Source organism: Pseudomonas sp. J380, from assembly GCF_009827115.1.
GTDB classification, from domain to species: Bacteria; Pseudomonadota; Gammaproteobacteria; order Pseudomonadales; family Pseudomonadaceae; genus Aquipseudomonas; species Aquipseudomonas paracarnis.
The window spans coordinates 4157715-4174476 of the sequence record NZ_CP043060.1; the positions used below are offsets into that span (position 1 = coordinate 4157715).

Genomic DNA, 16762 nt, shown 5'->3' on the forward strand with positions numbered 1-16762 from the left:
CGTGGGAGGCAGTGATGAACCTTGAGAGCAAGTGGTTGGAAGACTTCAGCGCCCTGGCGGCGACGCGTAGTTTTTCCCAGGCGGCTGAGCGGCGCTTTGTCACCCAGCCGGCGTTCAGTCGGCGTATCCGCAGCCTGGAAGCCGCGTTGGGCCTGACGCTGGTCAACCGTTCGCGTACACCGGTGGAGTTGACGGCGGCGGGGCAGTTGTTCCTGGTTACGGCGCGCACAGTGGTCGAACAGCTCGGTGAAGTCCTGCGCCATTTGCATCACCTGGAAGGCGGGCAGGGCGAAGTCATGCAAGTGGCGGCCGCCCACTCCCTGGCCTTGGGGTTCTTCCCGCGCTGGATCGCGCAGTTGCGCAACGAGGGCTTGAATATCGCCACGCGGCTGGTGGCCACCAACGTCGGCGACGCCGTGCACGCCCTGCGCGAAGGCGGTTGCGACCTGATGCTGGCGTTCTACGACCCGGACGCGGCGATGCAAATGGACGCCGAGATTTTCCCGTCGCTGCATCTGGGCAACACCGAAATGCTCCCGGTGTGCGCCGCCGATGCCGAGGGCAAGCCGCTGTTCGACCTGGAGGGCGAGGGCAGCGTGCCGCTGCTGGCCTACAGCGCCGGCGCGTTCCTGGGCCGCTCGGTGAATTTGCTGCTGCGCCAGAGGGCTCTGCGCTTTACCACCATCTATGAAACCGCCATGGCCGACAGCCTCAAGAGCATGGCGCTCGAAGGCTTGGGGATCGCCTGGGTGCCGCAGTTGAGCGTACGTGCAGAGTTGGCACGTGGCGAACTGGTGGTGTGCGGCGGGCCGCAATGGCATGTGCCGCTGGAGATTCGCTTGTATCGCTGCGCGTTGGTGCGCAAGGCGAATGTGCGGTTGTTGTGGAGGAAGCTGGAAGGTGGGGCAGCGCAAAGCGCTTGAGCCCAGCGCATAACACATGTGGGAGCTGGCTTGCCTGCGATAGCGGTGTGTCAGCCAACCTATTTGGCTCTGATCCACTGCTATCGCAGGCAAGCCAGCTCCCACAGGATTTCGTGGTGTATTCGCTGACTCTTAAGTCAATAAAACCGCCACTTTGCGCCGCTAGACAGATGGTCATCCCAGGGGCTGTTTATCTGGATTATTACGGTATACTGCGCGGCCTTCGGCCGGTCCAAACCGGCCTTAATTCGTACACCAAGCCACGCTGGATTTCCCGCGTGGCTTGTTGTTTTTTGACGCGCCTGCGGGCGCCCAGAGAGAAGAGGCACGACGATGAGTGCATTGGTTGGCGTGATCATGGGCTCCAAGTCCGATTGGTCCACCCTTAGCCACACCGCCGATATGCTGGAAAAACTCGGCATTCCGTACGAAGTGAAGGTGGTCTCCGCCCACCGCACCCCGGATTTGCTGTTCCAGTATGCCGATGAAGCAGAATCCCGTGGCATCGAGGTGATCATCGCCGGTGCCGGCGGCGCGGCGCACTTGCCTGGCATGTGTGCGGCCAAGACTCACCTGCCCGTGCTTGGCGTGCCGGTGCAGTCGTCGATGCTCTCGGGCGTGGATTCGCTGTTGTCCATCGTGCAGATGCCGGCTGGCATTCCGGTGGCAACCCTGGCAATCGGCAAGGCCGGCGCGATCAACGCAGCCTTGCTGTCCGCCAGCATTCTGGGCGCCAAGCACCCGCAGTTTCATGCGGTGCTGAAAAAATTCCGTGCTGAGCAGACAGACAGCGTGCTGGACAATCCAGACCCACGCATCGCCTGAGGTTGTTGACGATGAAAATCGGTGTAATCGGTGGCGGCCAACTGGGCCGCATGCTGGCTTTGGCGGGTACGCCGCTGGGTATGAACTTCGCTTTCCTGGACCCGGCGCCGGACGCCTGCGCTGCGGCCCTGGGTGAACACCTGCGCGCTGACTACAGCGACCCGGACCACCTGCGCCAATTGGCCGATGAAGTTGACCTTGTGACCTTCGAATTCGAAAGCGTCCCGGCCGAAACCGTGGCCTTCCTGTCGCAGTTCGTGCCGGTGTACCCGAGCGCCGAAGCCTTGCGCATCGCTCGCGATCGCTGGTTCGAAAAGAGCATGTTCAAGGACCTGGGCATTCCGACGCCGGCCTTCGCCGATATCCAGTCCCAGGCGGACCTGGACGCGGCGGTCGCCAGCATCGGCCTGCCGGCGGTGTTGAAAACCCGCACCCTGGGCTACGACGGCAAGGGCCAGAAAGTCCTGCGCACCGCGGCCGATGTGGTCGGCACTTTTGCCGAGCTGGGCAGCGTTGCCTGCCTGCTGGAAGGCTTCGTGCCGTTCACTGGCGAAGTCTCGCTGATTGCCGTACGCGCCCGTGATGGCGAAACCCGCTTTTACCCGTTGGTGCACAACACCCACGACAGCGGCATTCTCAAGCTCTCCGTGGCCAGCACCGACCACCCGTTGCAGGCCCTGGCCGAAGATTATTCCAGCCGCGTCCTCAAGCAACTGGATTATGTCGGCGTGATGGCGTTCGAGTTCTTTGAAGTCGACGGTGGCCTCAAGGCCAATGAAATTGCCCCGCGCGTGCACAACTCCGGGCACTGGACCACCGAAGGCGCCGAGTGCAGCCAGTTCGAAAACCACCTGCGGGCGGTGGCGGGCTTGCCGTTGGGCTCCACGGCCAAGGTCGGCGAGAGCGCCATGCTCAACTTCATCGGCTCTGTACCGCCGGTGGAGCGTGTGATGGCGATCGACGATTGCCACGTGCATCACTACGGCAAGGCCTTCAAGGCCGGGCGCAAGGTCGGCCACGCCAACCTGCGTTGCAAGGACCGTGCGACGCTGCAGGCGCAGATCCTCAAGGTTGAAGCGCTGATCGCCGAACAATAAGCCTGACCACGGCGGGAACCATTGGGGTTCTGCGTCTCTCTGATTGCAGGATGCCAAAGGCTGACTAGGCTTTGGCATGACTCATACCAATCAGAGGGAAATGCCATGGGTATCATCGGAACCATTTTTATCGGCTTGATCGTCGGCCTGCTGGCGCGCTTCCTCAAGCCTGGCGACGACAGCATGGGCTGGATCATGACCATCCTGCTGGGTATCGCCGGTTCCCTGGCCGCGACCTACGGCGGTCAGGCCCTGGGGATCTACCAGGCAGGCCAGGGCGCAGGTTTCATCGGCGCGCTGGTGGGTGCCATCGTGTTGCTGGTGATCTACGGCCTGATCAAAAAGAAGTAATCAGCCGACAAAGTCCTCTGCGCTGCGCAGGCGCAGAGGGCTAGAATGCTCGGCACTTGTATTTGCCGAGCCTCTCCATGCGCCGTCTTCTGTTAACGCTTCTTCTGCTGGGCTCTGGCCTGGCGCACGCTGGCGAACTGCCGGAAACCGACTGGCTCGACCTGATGCCGCTGTCGGATCAGAAAGCTCTCGAAGCCATGCCCGAGATCGACCACAACTCCCCCGAAGCTCAAGGCACGTTCACCGAAAAGGGTGGCTTGAAGCAGAGCAAGGGCCTGCCTGCGGTGATGTATTCCACCAAGACCGTAGCGGCCATGAACGGCAAGAATATCCGCATTGGCGGCTATCCGGTGCCGCTTGAAACGGACGCCAAGGGCCGTAGTACGTTGTTCTTCCTCGTGCCTTACCCGGGCGCCTGCATACACGTGCCGCCACCGCCGCCTAATCAACTGGTGCTGGTGCGCTATCCCAAGGGGTTGAAGCTGGATGATATCTACACGCCGCTGTGGGTCACGGGCACGCTGAAGGTGGAGAAGGTCAATAACGACTTGGCAGATGCCGCGTATGCGCTGGAGGCGGGGAAGGTGCGGGTGGTGAAGGAGTCTGATCTCTAAAGCTCAGAGCATAACCTGTGGGAGCTGGCTTGCCTGCGATAGCAACGCCTCGGTGTTCCTGATACACCCAGTTGCCTGCATCGCAGGCAAGCCAGCTCCCACATTTGATTGGGTTTACAAGGCCAGTGCCGTGATGCTCACGCCTAGAGTGTGGCTTTCGCCGGGCGCCAGGTTCACAACATCGTCCAGCACGTTGGCCGTCTCGATGCACAACATACCCTGCCAGCCGTCATCGGCCATATCGTCGAAAGCCTTGGCGCGTTCGGTCCAGGGGTTCCAGACCACGGTGGATTTCGAGCCTTCGCTGGTGAGCTGGATACGGCGCTGCCAATCGCTATCGACGATGTTCAACTGGGCCGGCGTATTCAGGTAAATGCGGTCTGTTTCGGCGCTGAAGTGCAGCAGCCCGGCTTGCTGTTTCTCGGCCCACCCGTCGGCGGTATCGATGTAAGCCACGCCATCCAGGCCCTCGACCTGCACCTTGCGCACATCGCTCACGGCGAAGTAGGTGTGCAATGCCTGGCTGAGGGTCACGGCGTCGGCGCCGCGGTTGTGGCTGGTCAGGCGGATGTGCAGTTGGTCATCCAACAGCAGGCTCAGCGTCAGGTCTACCTGATGGGGCCAGCCTGGAAAGCCGCCAGCCGGCACCGGCAATACCAGGTCCACTCGCAGCGTCTGGCCGTCGAGTTCGGTGATGGCCAGTTCCCAGCGGGCGGTGCGCACAAAACCGTGGGCGCCGGCAGGCTGATCACTCTGGCGCATGGCTTTGACGCTTTGCGGGTTGCGGTCGAACACCCCGAACCACGGCCAGCACACTGGTACGCCAGTACGAATGCCTTTGCCCTGCTTGAACACTGCCTCAGGGTTCGGCCAGATCAGCGGCTGTTCGCCCTCGCGCTGGTAACTGAAGATATGCGCACCCTGTTGGGCCACCATCAGCTCGGCGCCGTTGTGGCGGATGCGCCAGCAGTCCAGCTCGTCGATTTTTACCGTCTCAACGTGGGGCGTAGGCATGACAAAGCTCTCTTAGTGGCAGGCAATGGGGCAATTGACCGTTAAAACCCGGCGAGGTTTAACGCGCCCGTGACGGTACCGAGCGCGTGCGGCCGCTGCCATCGATGGCGACGAACACGAATACGGCTTCGGTCACCTTGCGCCATTCGCTGGACAACGGATCGTCGCTCCACACTTCGACCATCATCTGGATCGAACTGCGGCCGATTTCCAGGGCCTGGGTATAGAAGGAAAGCTGCGCACCCACGGCCACCGGCACCAGAAACGCCATGCGATCAATGGCCACGGTGGCCACGCGCCCACCGGCGACCTTGCTGGCCATTGCCGTGCCGGCGAGGTCCATCTGCGCGACCAGCCAGCCGCCGAAGATATCGCCAAAACCGTTGGTTTCACGCGGGAGCGCGGTGATTTGCAGGGCGAGATCGCCTTGCGGGATAGGATCTTCTTGTTCGAGTTCGATCATGCCGAGGGTGCCTCTGACCCGTGACGCTTCATGGGTATTTCAAGTGGATAGCCGTCTTCTCAGAAAAACGTTTCAGCACCAACATACACCGCTCGATGCGTTTCTCGTAAGGCGAACTAAAGGGAAACTCTGCCAAATCGGCTGGATGGCACCCAACAACGTTTTGGCACAGCAGCCCCTCAAGACAGCGGGTCTGGCGCTTGCACCGGCGAGTATATCGAGACCCTGGCGCCACGACGACCTCCCGACGCTCATTTGGTCGGTAAATAGACGCTGTATCGGGGCTTTTGCGCGCAACTGTGCTCCTGGCGCTGTGCTTTTTCGAGCGATTTGCTATCTTGCCAAACCCGCCGCAAGTCACGGGCGTGCAGTCCTTTACGATGATTACTATAAGAGAAGCCTTGCCATGTCCTCCGTGCCCGCAAGCAGTGCGCAACCCTCGCGCCCGCTGACCCGCAACGACTACAAAACCCTGTCGCTGTCTGCCCTGGGTGGAGCGCTGGAGTTCTACGACTTCATCATCTTTGTGTTTTTCGCCACCGTGGTCGGGAAACTGTTCTTCCCTGTCGACATGCCCGAATGGCTGCGCATGATGCAGACCTTCGGCATCTTCGCCGCCGGCTACCTGGCGCGCCCCTTGGGCGGCATCATCATGGCGCACTTTGGTGACCTGCTGGGGCGCAAGAAGATGTTCACCCTGAGCATCTTCATGATGGCCGTACCCACCCTGATCATGGGGCTGCTGCCCACCTACGCGCAGATCGGCCTGTGGGCGCCGGTCCTGTTGCTGCTGATGCGCATCATCCAGGGCGCGGCGATTGGCGGCGAAGTACCGGGCGCCTGGGTGTTCGTCTCCGAGCACGTCCCGCCGCGCCACATCGGCTATGCCTGCGGCACCCTGACCAGCGGCCTCACCGCCGGTATTCTGCTGGGCTCGTTGGTGGCTACCGCCATCAATAGCGCCTATACACCGGAACAGGTCTCTGATTACGCCTGGCGGATTCCTTTCCTGCTAGGCGGCGTATTCGGCCTGCTGTCGGTGTATCTGCGTCGTTGGCTGCATGAAACCCCGATCTTCGCCGAGATGCAGCAACGCAAGAGCCTGGCCGCTGAACTGCCCTTGCGCGCCGTGTTGCGCGATCACCGTGGCGCCATTGTGCTGTCGATGCTGCTGACCTGGCTATTGTCGGCCGGCGTGGTGGTAGTCATCCTGATGACCCCGACCGTGCTGCAAACCATCTACCACTTCAGCCCTACGGTTGCGCTGCAAGCCAATAGTCTGGCCATCGTGACCCTGAGCCTGGGTTGCATCGCCTCGGGTGCGCTGGCCGACCGCTTTGGCGCCGGTCGCGTGCTGGTCACAGGTTGCGCACTGCTGCTGGCGACTTCCTGGACGCTGTATCACAGCCTGATGGCCCACCCGGACTGGCTGTTCCCGTTGTATGCCCTGACCGGCTTGTTTGTCGGCACCATCGGCGTGGTGCCCTACGTGATGGTCAAAGCCTTCCCGCCGGTGGTGCGCTTCAGCGGTCTGTCGTTCTCCTATAACGTTGCTTATGCCGTGTTCGGCGGGTTGACGCCATTGGCGGTGTCGCTGCTGATGAAGGAGAGCCCGATGGGCCCGGCTTACTATGTGGCCGTCCTGTGTGTGATGGGGATGCTGGTGGGCGGGTATCTGTGGAAACGCGGCCGCTGAAGCCTGCACATTCAGATAGTGGCCTTTCATCTAATTGTCATATTTCAGACATAGAGTGTTCACACGGCCTGCCGATACTTGGCCCCGATCCAATTATCCCTATCTGCTAGGAGCAAGGCATGAAACTGAAACGTTTGATGGCGGCAATGACTTTTGTCGCTGCTGGCGTTGCGACCGCCAACGCGGTGGCCGCTGGTGTTGATCCGGCAATCCCGGCTTACGTCAAGACCACTGGTGTGTCGGGCAACCTGTCCAGCGTCGGCTCCGATACCTTGGCTAACCTGATGACCCTGTGGGCCGAGGGTTATAAAAAGGAATACCCGAACGTCAACATCCAGATTCAAGCTGCTGGCTCCGCTACTGCGCCACCTGCGCTGACTGAAGGCACCTCCAACCTGGGCCCGATGAGCCGCAAGATGAAGGACACCGAACTGGCTGCCTTCGAGCAGAAGTACGGCTACAAGCCAACGGCAATCCCGGTTGCCGTGGATGCCCTGGCGGTATTTGTGCACAAGGACAACCCGATCCAGCACCTGACCATGGAACAGGTCGATGCGATCTTCTCCTCGACGCGTCTGTGCGGCGCCAAAGCCGATGTGAAAACCTGGGGTGACCTGGGCGTGACCGGCGACCTGGCCAACAAGCCAGTGCAACTGTTCGGGCGTAACTCGGTATCTGGCACCTACGGCTACTTCAAGGAAGAAGCCCTGTGCAAAGGCGACTACAAGCCAAACGTGAACGAACAACCGGGCTCGGCTTCGGTCGTGCAGTCGATCAGCTCCTCGCTGAACGGCATCGGTTACTCGGGCATCGGCTACAAGACCGCCAGCGTGAAGACCGTGCCATTGGCCAAGAAAGGCAGCACTGACTACATCGAAGACTCCGAAGAAAACGCCCTGAACGGCAAGTATCCGCTGTCGCGTTTCCTCTACGTGTATGTCAACAAAGCCCCGAACAAGCCACTGGCGCCGCTGGAAGCTGAGTTCGTGAAACTGGTGCTGTCCAAGCAGGGCCAGGAAGTGGTGGTCAAAGACGGCTACATCCCGCTGCCAGCCAAAGTCGCCGCCAAGGCCCTGGCTGACCTGGGTCTGAAAGAAGGCAACTAAGCCTGCGATACCTGATGTAGACGCATGCTTTTCTGTGGGAGCGGGCTTGCCCGCGATGCTGGCGACGCGGTTTAGCGTTGAAATCGTGTTGATGCCATCGCGGGCAAGCCCGCTCCCACATAAGCAGTCTGCATCCCTAATTTTTATCCGCTGCCAGCCCTGCTTCGCGGCGGATTTGTTGCGTCACTGCACTGTCATCTTTCTGTCATACAGGATCGCTAGGGTGTGCGCATGAATGATCTGGCCAATTCCACCATGACGACGACTTCCCCTCCCAAGCGCATTGATTTCAATACGCCTGAGCTGCAACGCAAGCGCCGCATCCGCGCGCTCAAGGATCGCTTCACCCGTTGGTATGTGCTGGTCGGCGGCCTCGCCGTGCTGGCCGCCATTACCCTGATCTTCTTCTTCCTCGCCTATGTGGTTGCGCCATTGTTCCAGGGCGCCTCGTTGACCAAGGAAGACGCGTTGACGCCCGCTTGGATGCAGGACGCCGGCAAGCCGTTGATGATCTCCCTCGAAGAACAGAACCAGGTCGCCATGCGGGTTTCCGACAAGGGCCAGGCGCTGTTCTTTGCCGTGGACACCGGTGCCGAGCTCAAGCGTGTTGACCTGCCAATTCCGGCCGGTACCAGTGTTGCTTCCATTGGTGAAGATCAGCCGGGCAGCCCGCTGGTGATTCTTGGCTTGTCCAATGGCCAGTCTTTGGTGTTCCGCCACACCTATAAGGTGTCGTACCCGGACGGCAAGAAGACCATCACCCCAGCGATCGAGTACCCCTACGGCGAAACGCCGATCGTGCTGGATGACGCCGGTCGTCCCCTGGAACACGTTGCGCTCAACGCCACCGATACCTCCCTGGTGGTGGCAGGTTCCGCCGGTTCGCACTTGAACGTGCTGACCCTGAGCCGTGAAGAAAACATGATGACCGGTGAGGTCACCAGCGAGCAGAAGCGCGTCGAGCTGCCGCAGATGACCGAGCCGGTGAAGGCGATCTTCATCGACCCACGCCAGCAGTGGTTGTATGTGATCAACGGCCGTGCCCTGGCCGACGTGTTCAGCCTGCGCGACAAGAGCCTCAACGGTCGCTACAAACTGTTGGAAGACGCCGACACGGAAATCACCGCCAGCACCCAGTTGGTCGGCGGTATCTCGCTGATCCTGGGTAACTCCAAAGGCGGCCTGGCCCAGTGGTTCATGGCCCGCGACCCCGATGGCGAACAGCGCCTGAAGCAGATCCGCACCTTCCAGATGGGCACCGCGCCCATCGTCGAAATCAGCGCTGAAGAGCGCCGCAAAGGCTTCACCGCCCTGGATGCTGCTGGCCAGTTCGGCGTGTTCCACAGCACTGCCCACCGCACCTTGCTGGTGGACCCGGTGGTCGACGGCCAGGGTCTGTTCGGCATGTCGCCACGGGCCAACCGTGTGATTGTCGAGGCGGGTGGCAAGCTGCAACCGTTGTTGCTCGACAACCCGCACCCGGAAGTGTCGTGGAGCGCGTTGTGGAGCAAGGTCTGGTACGAGAACTACGACGAGCCTAAATACGTCTGGCAATCCACGGCCGCCAACACTGACTTCGAACCCAAGATGAGCCTGGCCCCGCTGACCTTCGGTACCTTGAAGGCCGCGTTCTACGCCATGTTGCTGGCGGCGCCACTGGCGGTTGCTGCAGCGATCTACACCGCTTACTTCATGGCGCCGAGCCTGCGCCGCAAGGTCAAGCCGGTGATCGAGCTGATGGAAGCCATGCCGACGGTGATCCTCGGATTCTTCGCCGGCCTGTTCCTGGCGCCGTATGTGGAAGGGCACCTGCCGGGCATTTTCAGTCTGTTGATGCTGTTGCCGATTGGCATCCTGGTCGCCGGCTTTGTCTTCAGCCGCTTGCCTGAGTCGATCCGCCTGCGCGTTCCCGATGGTTGGGAAAGCGCGATCCTGATCCCGGTGATCCTGTTGGTGGGCTGGCTCTCGCTGTACATGAGCCCGTACCTGGAAACCTGGTTCTTCGGCGGTGACATGCGCATGTGGATCTCCCACGATCTGGGCATTACCTACGACCAGCGCAACGCGTTGGTGGTCGGCCTGGCCATGGGTTTTGCGGTGATCCCGAACATCTACTCCATCGCCGAAGACGCCGTGTTCAGCGTGCCACGCGGCCTGACTCTGGGTTCCCTGGCCCTGGGCGCCACGCCGTGGCAGACCATGACCCGCGTGGTCATCCTCACCGCCAGCCCGGGCATCTTCTCGGCGCTGATGATCGGCATGGGCCGCGCTGTGGGCGAGACCATGATCGTACTGATGGCTACCGGTAACACCCCGGTGATGGAGATGAACCTGTTCGAGGGCCTGCGCACCCTGGCGGCCAACGTTGCGGTGGAGATGCCCGAGTCGGAAGTGGGCGGCAGTCATTACCGCGTGCTGTTCCTCTCTGCGCTGGTGCTGCTGTTGTTCACCTTCATCATGAACACCCTCGCCGAGCTGATTCGTCAGCGTCTGCGCAAGAAATACTCGTCGCTTTAAGAAAGGTAGAAGTCTGTGAAACAGAACTCCCTGAATGGATGGTTCAAGAGCGGCGCCCCCGGCGTCTGGATCAGCGGTGGCGCGGTGTCCATCGCGGTCATCATGACCATTGGTTTGCTGGCTGTGATTGCGGTGCGGGGCCTGGGCCATTTCTGGCCGGCCGACCTGATCCAGGCCAACTACAACGTGCCAGGCCAGGCCAACCACATCGTGATCGGCGAAGTGGTGCAGAAAGAAGAAGTGCCGCGTGAGCGCCTGAAAAGCGCGGGCCTGCCGGTGCCGGACCAAGGCCCGGAATTCATGACCCGTGAGCTGATCAAGGTCGGCAACCGCGACCTGAACGGTAACGACTTCACCTGGATTGTCGGTGAGTGGCTGAAGGACCAGACCAAGCCTGCGAACCTGATGGCCATCGAGCGTCGTGAGTGGGGCAACTTCTACGGCACCCTGGTCAACGTCAAGCAGGACGGCAAGGTGATTGCCGAAGGCGAGGCCGCGTGGCCTGAGCTGCAAGCCCGCGTGGACCGCGTGAACAAGCTGGCCGCTCAGCTCAAGAGCCTGGAAAAAACCGATATTGGCGCGATCAACGCAGGGCTGGAGCGCATCCGCCTGCACGGTCGCAAACTGGAACTGGAAGGCAAGCTCGACGCTGCCGCCCAGGCCGACATGGACGCCGACCGCGCCGAGCTGAACGCCCGCTACCAGGACATCGAAGCGCGCCTGGCCGACCTGCATGCCCAGTTCAACCGCGACGCCCTGACGGCGCGTGACGGCAACGGCAAGGAAGTGGAAATCGGCATCGGCAAAGTGGTGCACGCCTATCAGCCGAACGCCATGGGCACGATGACCAAGATCGGCTTCTACTTCAGCAAGGTCTGGGAATTCCTCAGCGATGACCCACGGGAAGCCAACACCGAAGGCGGGATCTTCCCGGCCATCTTCGGCACCGTGATGATGACCCTGATCATGGCAATGATCGTGACCCCGTTTGGCGTACTGGCCGCGGTGTACCTGCGTGAATACGCCAAGCAGAACACCTTGACGCGCATCATCCGCATCGCCGTGAACAACCTGGCCGGCGTACCGGCCATCGTCTACGGCGTGTTCGGCCTGGGCTTCTTCGTGTATGTACTGGGGGGCTCGGTAGACCGTTTGTTCTTCGCTGAAGCGCTGCCTGCGCCGACCTTCGGTACGCCGGGGTTGCTCTGGGCTTCGCTGACCCTGGCGCTGCTGGCGGTGCCTGTGGTGATCGTGGCCACCGAAGAAGGCCTGGCGCGGATTCCTCGCACCGTGCGTGAAGGCTCCCTGGCGCTCGGCGCGACCAAGGCGGAAACGTTGTGGAAGATCGTGCTGCCAATGGCCAGCCCGGCGATGATGACCGGCATGATCCTCGCCGTGGCCCGTGCCGCGGGTGAGGTGGCACCGCTGATGCTGGTGGGTGTAGTGAAGCTGGCGCCGTCGCTGCCGCTGGATGGCAACTACCCGTACCTGCACCTGGACCAGAAGATCATGCACCTGGGCTTCCATATTTATGACGTCGGCTTCCAGAGCCCCAACGTCGAAGCCGCACGGCCGTTGGTGTACGCCACCGCCTTGCTGCTGGTACTGGTGATCGCCACGCTCAACCTGTCGGCAGTGTGGATTCGTAACCACCTGCGCGAAAAATACAAAGCGCTGGACAGCTAATGCGATCCAATGTGGGAGCTGGCTCGGTGTCAGGCACAGAATTTGAGTAAGCCGCCCCGGCGGTTCAACGAAATGAATTGGTAGCACAGGGAGCATCCCATGCAACACGAAACCCAATCCCACGGCATCAACATGTCTGCCCTGGGTCGCGACAAGCAGAGCCTGAGCCTGGCCCAGGAAACCGTGGCCATCGAAGTCCCCGGCCTGAGCCTGTACTACGGCGACAAGCAGGCACTGTTCGATGTCAGCATGAACATCCCCAAGCAACGCGTGACCGCCTTCATCGGCCCGTCGGGCTGCGGCAAGTCCACGTTGTTGCGTACCTTCAACCGCATGAATGACCTGGTGGACGGTTGCCGTGTAGAAGGTGCAATCAACCTCTACGGCACCAATATCTACCGCAAGGGCGAAGACGTGGCCGAACTGCGTCGCCGCGTGGGCATGGTGTTCCAGAAGCCTAACCCGTTCCCCAAGACCATCTACGAAAACGTGGTCTACGGCCTGCGCATCCAGGGCATCAACAAGAAGCGCATCCTCGACGAAGCCGTTGAGTGGGCCCTTAAAGGCGCGGCGCTGTGGGACGAGGTCAAGGACCGCCTGCACGAATCGGCACTCGGCCTGTCCGGCGGCCAGCAGCAACGTCTGGTGATCGCGCGCACCATCGCCGTGGAGCCGGAAGTGCTGCTGCTCGACGAACCGTGCTCGGCACTCGACCCGATCTCGACGCTGAAAGTCGAAGAACTGATCTACGAGCTCAAGTCCAAGTTCACCATCGTTATCGTGACCCACAACATGCAACAGGCGGCGCGGGTTTCCGACTACACCGCGTTCATGTACATGGGCAAGCTGGTGGAGTTCGGCGATACCGACACCCTGTTCACCAATCCGGCGAAGAAGCAGACCGAAGACTACATCACCGGTCGCTACGGCTAGGAAGCTGTGGTTCTGATTGCACTGACGCTGCGGTTCTCCGCACCTTACCGGACGCTCCAAGGACGCCAACATGATTAGCAAAGAAGGCCTTACCCACCACATCTCCGCGCAGTTCAATGCCGAGCTTGAGGAAGTGCGCAGCCACCTCCTGGCGATGGGCGGGCTGGTGGAGAAGCAAGTCAATGATGCGGTCACCGCGCTGATCGAGGCCGACTCGGGCCTGGCTCAGCAGGTGCGTGAGATTGACGAGCAGATCAACCAGATGGAACGCAATATCGACGAAGAGTGCCTGCGCATTCTTGCCCGCCGCCAGCCAGCGGCCTCGGACCTGCGTTTGATCATCAGCATTTCCAAGTCGGTGATCGACCTGGAGCGCATTGGCGATGAAGCCACCAAGATTGCCCGCCGCGCCATCCAGCTGTGCGAAGAGGGTGAGGCGCCCCGTGGCTACGTGGAAGTGCGCCATATCGGCGATCAGGTGCGCAACATGGTGCGCGATGCCCTCGACGCTTTCGCCCGCTTTGACGCCGAACTGGCGTTGTCGGTGGCTCAGTACGACAAGATCATCGACCGCGAATACAAGACCGCGCTGCGCGAGTTGGCCACCTACATGATGGAAGACCCGCGTTCGATCTCGCGGGTCTTGAACATTATCTGGGTGCTGCGCTCCCTGGAGCGTATCGGCGACCACGCGCGCAATATCTCGGAATTGGTGATTTATCTGGTGCGCGGCACCGACGTCCGGCACATGGGCCTAAAGCGCATGAAGGCCGAAGTTGAAGGCACTGCTGATCTAATCCCTAATGTTCCGGGCGAATCTGACGATAAGTAAGGTTGCCCGAGAAATTAACGCCCGGCCTCTGGCCGGGCGTTTTTGTTTGCGGCATCTGAATTTTTTGCACAGCAGGCGCCATAAAGTCCTTCTGTGACCCGCGAGTTTTGGCAAAATGCCATCAGTCAGGCGTTTTGCAGACGTTTTTATAGGATGAAGGGTCGATGAGTAAAGTCAGTGTGTTGGTGGTGGATGACGCCTCGTTTATTCGCGACCTGGTGAAGAAGTGCCTGCGTAATTACTTCCCCGGGATCAAGATCGAAGATGCGGTGAACGGCAAAAAGGCGCAATCCATCCTCATGCGCGAAACCTTCGACCTGGTGCTGTGTGACTGGGAAATGCCGGAAATGTCCGGCATTGAGCTGTTGACCTGGTGCCGCGAGCAAGCGCACCTGAAGGCCATGCCGTTCGTGATGGTGACCAGCCGTGGCGACAAGGAAAACGTGGTGCAGGCTATTCAGGCGGGGGTTTCCGGCTACGTCAGCAAGCCGTTCACCAACGAGCAGTTGCTGAACAAGGTCAAGCAGGCCCTGCACAAGATCGGTCGCCTCGATGCGCTGATTGCCAGCGCGCCGACCAAGATGAACTCAGCCTTTGGCAACGACTCCCTGAGCGCCCTGACCGGCGGCAAACCCGAAGCGGTCAAGCCGGCCCCGGTGGCGGCGCCCAGCAAAGGTCTGCTCAATACACCGCCAGCCAAGGCCCCCGCAGCAGCGGCGCCGACTGGCAGTCGCGGTCAGGGCCAGTTGCGCCTCGCAAGCGGCACCCAGCAATGCGTGATCAAGGCCCTGAGCATCAAGGAAGCGTTGCTGGTGGTAAAGCGTGGCGAGGTCCTGCCACAAGTACTGGAAAGCGCCGTGCTCGACCTTGAACAGGGCGACAACGCCGAAGTCGCACGGCTCAACGGCTACCTGCACGCCATCGTCGCCTACGAGCCCAAGCCCGACAGCGACTGGTTGCAACTGACTTTCCGCTTTATCGACCAGGATGCGCAGAAGCTGGACTACATATCCCGCCTGATCGCCCGTGGCACGGCGCAGAAGCATTTCGTGCCGGGTGCGTGAAGCACCGCGACGCCTATCCCCTGTAGGAGCGAGCTTGCTCGCGAAAAACGCCAACGATAACGCGTGCTTCCTGAATAAACGCGGCGCCTGTGAGTTTTTCGCGAGCAAGCTCGCTCCTACAGAGGGCGTCTACAGTCAGTCCAGCAACAACACCTTGGCCAACACGATCTTCGGCCCTTTCATCTTCTTGATGATGATCCGCAAGCCTTCAACTTCCAGCACTTCTTCTTCTTCCGGCACGCGCTTGAGCGTGTCGTAGATCAGGCCGGCCAGGGTTTCGGCTTCGATGTGGTCCAGGTCGACGCCCAACAGGCGTTCCACCTTGAACAACGGCGTGTCGCCACGCACCAGCAGTTTGCCGGGCTGGTAGGCGAGGATGCCGCGCTCGGCCTTGCGGTGTTCGTCCTGGATATCGCCCACCAGCACTTCCAGCACGTCTTCCATGGTCAAGTAGCCGATGATCTTGCCGTCGGCTTCTTCCACCAGGGCGAAGTGCGCGCCGCCTTTGCGGAACTGCTCCAGCAGTTGCGACAACGGCATATGCCGCGATACGCGTTCCAGTGGGCGGGTCAATTCGGCCAGGTTGAACGATTCGGGGATATGGTCCAGGGCCGCCAGTTCCAGGAGCAAATCCTTGATGTGCAGCAAGCCGACAAACTCGTTGCGCACCGCGTCATACACTGGGTAGCGGCTGAATTTATGGCGACGGAACAGCGCGAGAATTTCCTTGAGCGGGGCGTTGAAGTCCAGGGTCACCAGGTCTTCCCGGGAGTTGGCCCAGTCCACTACTTCCAGCTCGCCCATTTCCACGGCGGAGGCCAGTACGCGCATGCCTTGGTCGCTGGGGTCCTGGCCACGGCTGGAGTGCAGGATCAGCTTGAGTTCTTCGCGGCTGTAATGGTGCTCATGGTGGGGGCCAGGCTCGCCTTGGCCCGCGATACGGAGGATGGCGTTGGCACTGGCGTTGAGCAGGTAAATGGCCGGGTACATCGCCCAGTAGAACAGGTACAGCGGCACGGCCGTCCACAGTGACAGCAACTCGGGTTTGCGAATCGCCCAGGATTTTGGGGCCAACTCACCGACCACGATGTGCAGGTAGGAAATCACGAAGAAGGCGGCAAAGAACGACACGCCCTTGATCACTTCCGGCGACTGCACGCCGACCGCGCTCAGCATCGGCTCGAGGATGTGCGCAAAAGCCGGTTCACCGACCCAGCCCAGGCCCAGGGACGCCAGGGTGATACCCAACTGGCAAGCCGAGAGGTAGGCGTCGAGCTGGCTGTGCACGGTACGCAGGATCTGCCCGCGCCAGCCGTTCTTATGGGCGATGGCCTCGACGCGGGTGGCGCGCAGTTTGACCATGGCAAATTCCGCCGCAACGAAGAAACCGTTGAGCAGTACCAGGATCAGTGCAAAAAGAATCATGCCGAAATCGGCGAAGAGTGTAGCGAGGGTAATGCCAGGGGAAGGGTCCATGATGGGGTTTTGCAGGTTCCGTGTGTTCAATAAGGGGTGACAGGTAGGCCTGAAAGGCAGGCGCAAGTCGGCCAATGTAGCGGCTGACGGGGCGCTTGCCTAGTGCCCGCTGCCGGGCGGGGCTGCAAAGTCGTGTCGCAGAACCCGTGTGGGAGCTGGCTTGCC

The 16762-nt window shown here is 61.0% G+C and carries 15 protein-coding genes; 12 read left to right on the forward strand and 3 right to left on the reverse strand.

What is annotated here, in order from left to right; translation table 11 throughout:
• The first annotated feature begins 14 nt into the window (after positions 1-14).
• From FXO12_RS18685 to FXO12_RS18705, 5 genes are all read left to right on the forward strand, one after another.
• Positions 15-923, forward strand: a complete 909-nt coding sequence (locus tag FXO12_RS18685) for a LysR substrate-binding domain-containing protein (RefSeq protein WP_019818139.1) — start codon at positions 15-17, stop codon at positions 921-923.
• 333 nt (positions 924-1256) lie between these two features.
• Positions 1257-1748 (forward strand): 5-(carboxyamino)imidazole ribonucleotide mutase, encoded by a 492-nt coding sequence (gene purE / locus FXO12_RS18690; protein ID WP_003195648.1) that lies wholly within the window; start codon positions 1257-1259, stop codon positions 1746-1748.
• Positions 1749-1759: 11 nt separating this feature from the next.
• Positions 1760-2845, forward strand: a complete 1086-nt coding sequence (locus FXO12_RS18695; RefSeq protein WP_054896064.1) for a 5-(carboxyamino)imidazole ribonucleotide synthase — start codon at positions 1760-1762, stop codon at positions 2843-2845.
• A 105-nt stretch (positions 2846-2950) separates the two neighbouring features.
• Entirely contained in the window at positions 2951-3196 is a 246-nt protein-coding gene (locus FXO12_RS18700) for a GlsB/YeaQ/YmgE family stress response membrane protein (protein WP_005792540.1), read from the forward strand.
• Positions 3197-3273: 77 nt separating this feature from the next.
• Positions 3274-3810, forward strand: a complete 537-nt coding sequence (locus FXO12_RS18705) for a DUF3299 domain-containing protein (protein ID WP_003195640.1) — start codon at positions 3274-3276, stop codon at positions 3808-3810.
• A 114-nt stretch (positions 3811-3924) separates the two neighbouring features.
• Here FXO12_RS18705 and FXO12_RS18710 read toward each other — a convergent pair whose 3' ends face one another.
• Positions 3925-4824, reverse strand: a complete 900-nt coding sequence (locus FXO12_RS18710; RefSeq protein ID WP_057975237.1) for a D-hexose-6-phosphate mutarotase — start codon at positions 4822-4824, stop codon at positions 3925-3927.
• 58 nt (positions 4825-4882) lie between these two features.
• Entirely contained in the window at positions 4883-5287 is a 405-nt protein-coding gene (locus FXO12_RS18715) for an acyl-CoA thioesterase (RefSeq protein ID WP_003176975.1), read from the reverse strand.
• Between the two features lie 406 nt (positions 5288-5693).
• Here FXO12_RS18715 and FXO12_RS18720 point away from each other — a divergent pair, with 406 nt between their 5' ends.
• The 7 genes from FXO12_RS18720 (at position 5694) to FXO12_RS18750 (ending at position 15121) form a co-directional block, all read left to right on the forward strand.
• Positions 5694-6983: an MFS transporter gene (locus FXO12_RS18720; protein ID WP_034129128.1), complete on the forward strand. Its 1290-nt coding sequence runs from the start codon at positions 5694-5696 to the stop codon at positions 6981-6983.
• A gap of 119 nt (positions 6984-7102) precedes the next feature.
• A complete protein-coding gene (locus tag FXO12_RS18725) occupies positions 7103-8089 on the forward strand; it encodes a phosphate ABC transporter substrate-binding protein PstS (RefSeq protein ID WP_003195633.1) in 987 nt (328 codons plus the stop codon).
• Between the two features lie 483 nt (positions 8090-8572).
• Positions 8573-10606, forward strand: a complete 2034-nt coding sequence (locus FXO12_RS18730; protein ID WP_173647461.1) for an ABC transporter permease subunit — start codon at positions 8573-8575, stop codon at positions 10604-10606.
• A gap of 15 nt (positions 10607-10621) precedes the next feature.
• Positions 10622-12292, forward strand: coding sequence for a phosphate ABC transporter permease PstA (gene pstA, locus FXO12_RS18735; protein ID WP_034129126.1), 1671 nt, complete (start codon positions 10622-10624; stop codon positions 12290-12292).
• A gap of 99 nt (positions 12293-12391) precedes the next feature.
• Positions 12392-13225: a phosphate ABC transporter ATP-binding protein PstB gene (gene pstB, locus FXO12_RS18740; protein WP_003195626.1), complete on the forward strand. Its 834-nt coding sequence runs from the start codon at positions 12392-12394 to the stop codon at positions 13223-13225.
• Between the two features lie 70 nt (positions 13226-13295).
• The gene (gene phoU / locus FXO12_RS18745; RefSeq protein ID WP_034129125.1) at positions 13296-14057 is read left to right on the forward strand and encodes a phosphate signaling complex protein PhoU; all 762 of its coding nucleotides are present in this window, start codon (positions 13296-13298) and stop codon (positions 14055-14057) included.
• A 164-nt stretch (positions 14058-14221) separates the two neighbouring features.
• Complete coding sequence (locus FXO12_RS18750) at positions 14222-15121, forward strand: response regulator (RefSeq protein ID WP_034129124.1); 900 nt, start codon at positions 14222-14224, stop codon at positions 15119-15121.
• A 135-nt stretch (positions 15122-15256) separates the two neighbouring features.
• Here the strand turns inward: FXO12_RS18750 and FXO12_RS18755 are convergent, their stop codons facing one another.
• Positions 15257-16597 carry a hemolysin family protein gene (locus tag FXO12_RS18755; RefSeq protein ID WP_057975239.1) on the reverse strand — a complete coding sequence of 447 codons (1341 nt, stop codon included), beginning with the start codon at positions 16595-16597 and terminating at the stop codon, positions 15257-15259.
• Between the last annotated feature and the right edge of the window lie 165 nt (positions 16598-16762).

What these genes read in the sequence shown, in the direction of transcription:
- FXO12_RS18755 (WP_057975239.1), bottom strand. Translation starts at nt 16,597, where the DNA reads ATGGACCCTTCCCCTGGCATTACCCTCGCTACACTCTTCGCCGATTTC.
- FXO12_RS18705 (WP_003195640.1), top strand. Translation starts at nt 3,274, where the DNA reads ATGCGCCGTCTTCTGTTAACGCTTCTTCTGCTGGGCTCTGGCCTGGCG.
- FXO12_RS18695 (WP_054896064.1), top strand. Translation starts at nt 1,760, where the DNA reads ATGAAAATCGGTGTAATCGGTGGCGGCCAACTGGGCCGCATGCTGGCT.
- pstB (WP_003195626.1), top strand. Translation starts at nt 12,392, where the DNA reads ATGCAACACGAAACCCAATCCCACGGCATCAACATGTCTGCCCTGGGT.
- FXO12_RS18730 (WP_173647461.1), top strand. Translation starts at nt 8,573, where the DNA reads ATGCAGGACGCCGGCAAGCCGTTGATGATCTCCCTCGAAGAACAGAAC.
- purE (WP_003195648.1), top strand. Translation starts at nt 1,257, where the DNA reads ATGAGTGCATTGGTTGGCGTGATCATGGGCTCCAAGTCCGATTGGTCC.
- FXO12_RS18720 (WP_034129128.1), top strand. Translation starts at nt 5,694, where the DNA reads ATGTCCTCCGTGCCCGCAAGCAGTGCGCAACCCTCGCGCCCGCTGACC.
- FXO12_RS18685 (WP_019818139.1), top strand. Translation starts at nt 15, where the DNA reads ATGAACCTTGAGAGCAAGTGGTTGGAAGACTTCAGCGCCCTGGCGGCG.
- FXO12_RS18700 (WP_005792540.1), top strand. Translation starts at nt 2,951, where the DNA reads ATGGGTATCATCGGAACCATTTTTATCGGCTTGATCGTCGGCCTGCTG.
- phoU (WP_034129125.1), top strand. Translation starts at nt 13,296, where the DNA reads ATGATTAGCAAAGAAGGCCTTACCCACCACATCTCCGCGCAGTTCAAT.
- FXO12_RS18725 (WP_003195633.1), top strand. Translation starts at nt 7,103, where the DNA reads ATGAAACTGAAACGTTTGATGGCGGCAATGACTTTTGTCGCTGCTGGC.
- FXO12_RS18750 (WP_034129124.1), top strand. Translation starts at nt 14,222, where the DNA reads ATGAGTAAAGTCAGTGTGTTGGTGGTGGATGACGCCTCGTTTATTCGC.
- FXO12_RS18715 (WP_003176975.1), bottom strand. Translation starts at nt 5,287, where the DNA reads ATGATCGAACTCGAACAAGAAGATCCTATCCCGCAAGGCGATCTCGCC.
- FXO12_RS18710 (WP_057975237.1), bottom strand. Translation starts at nt 4,824, where the DNA reads ATGCCTACGCCCCACGTTGAGACGGTAAAAATCGACGAGCTGGACTGC.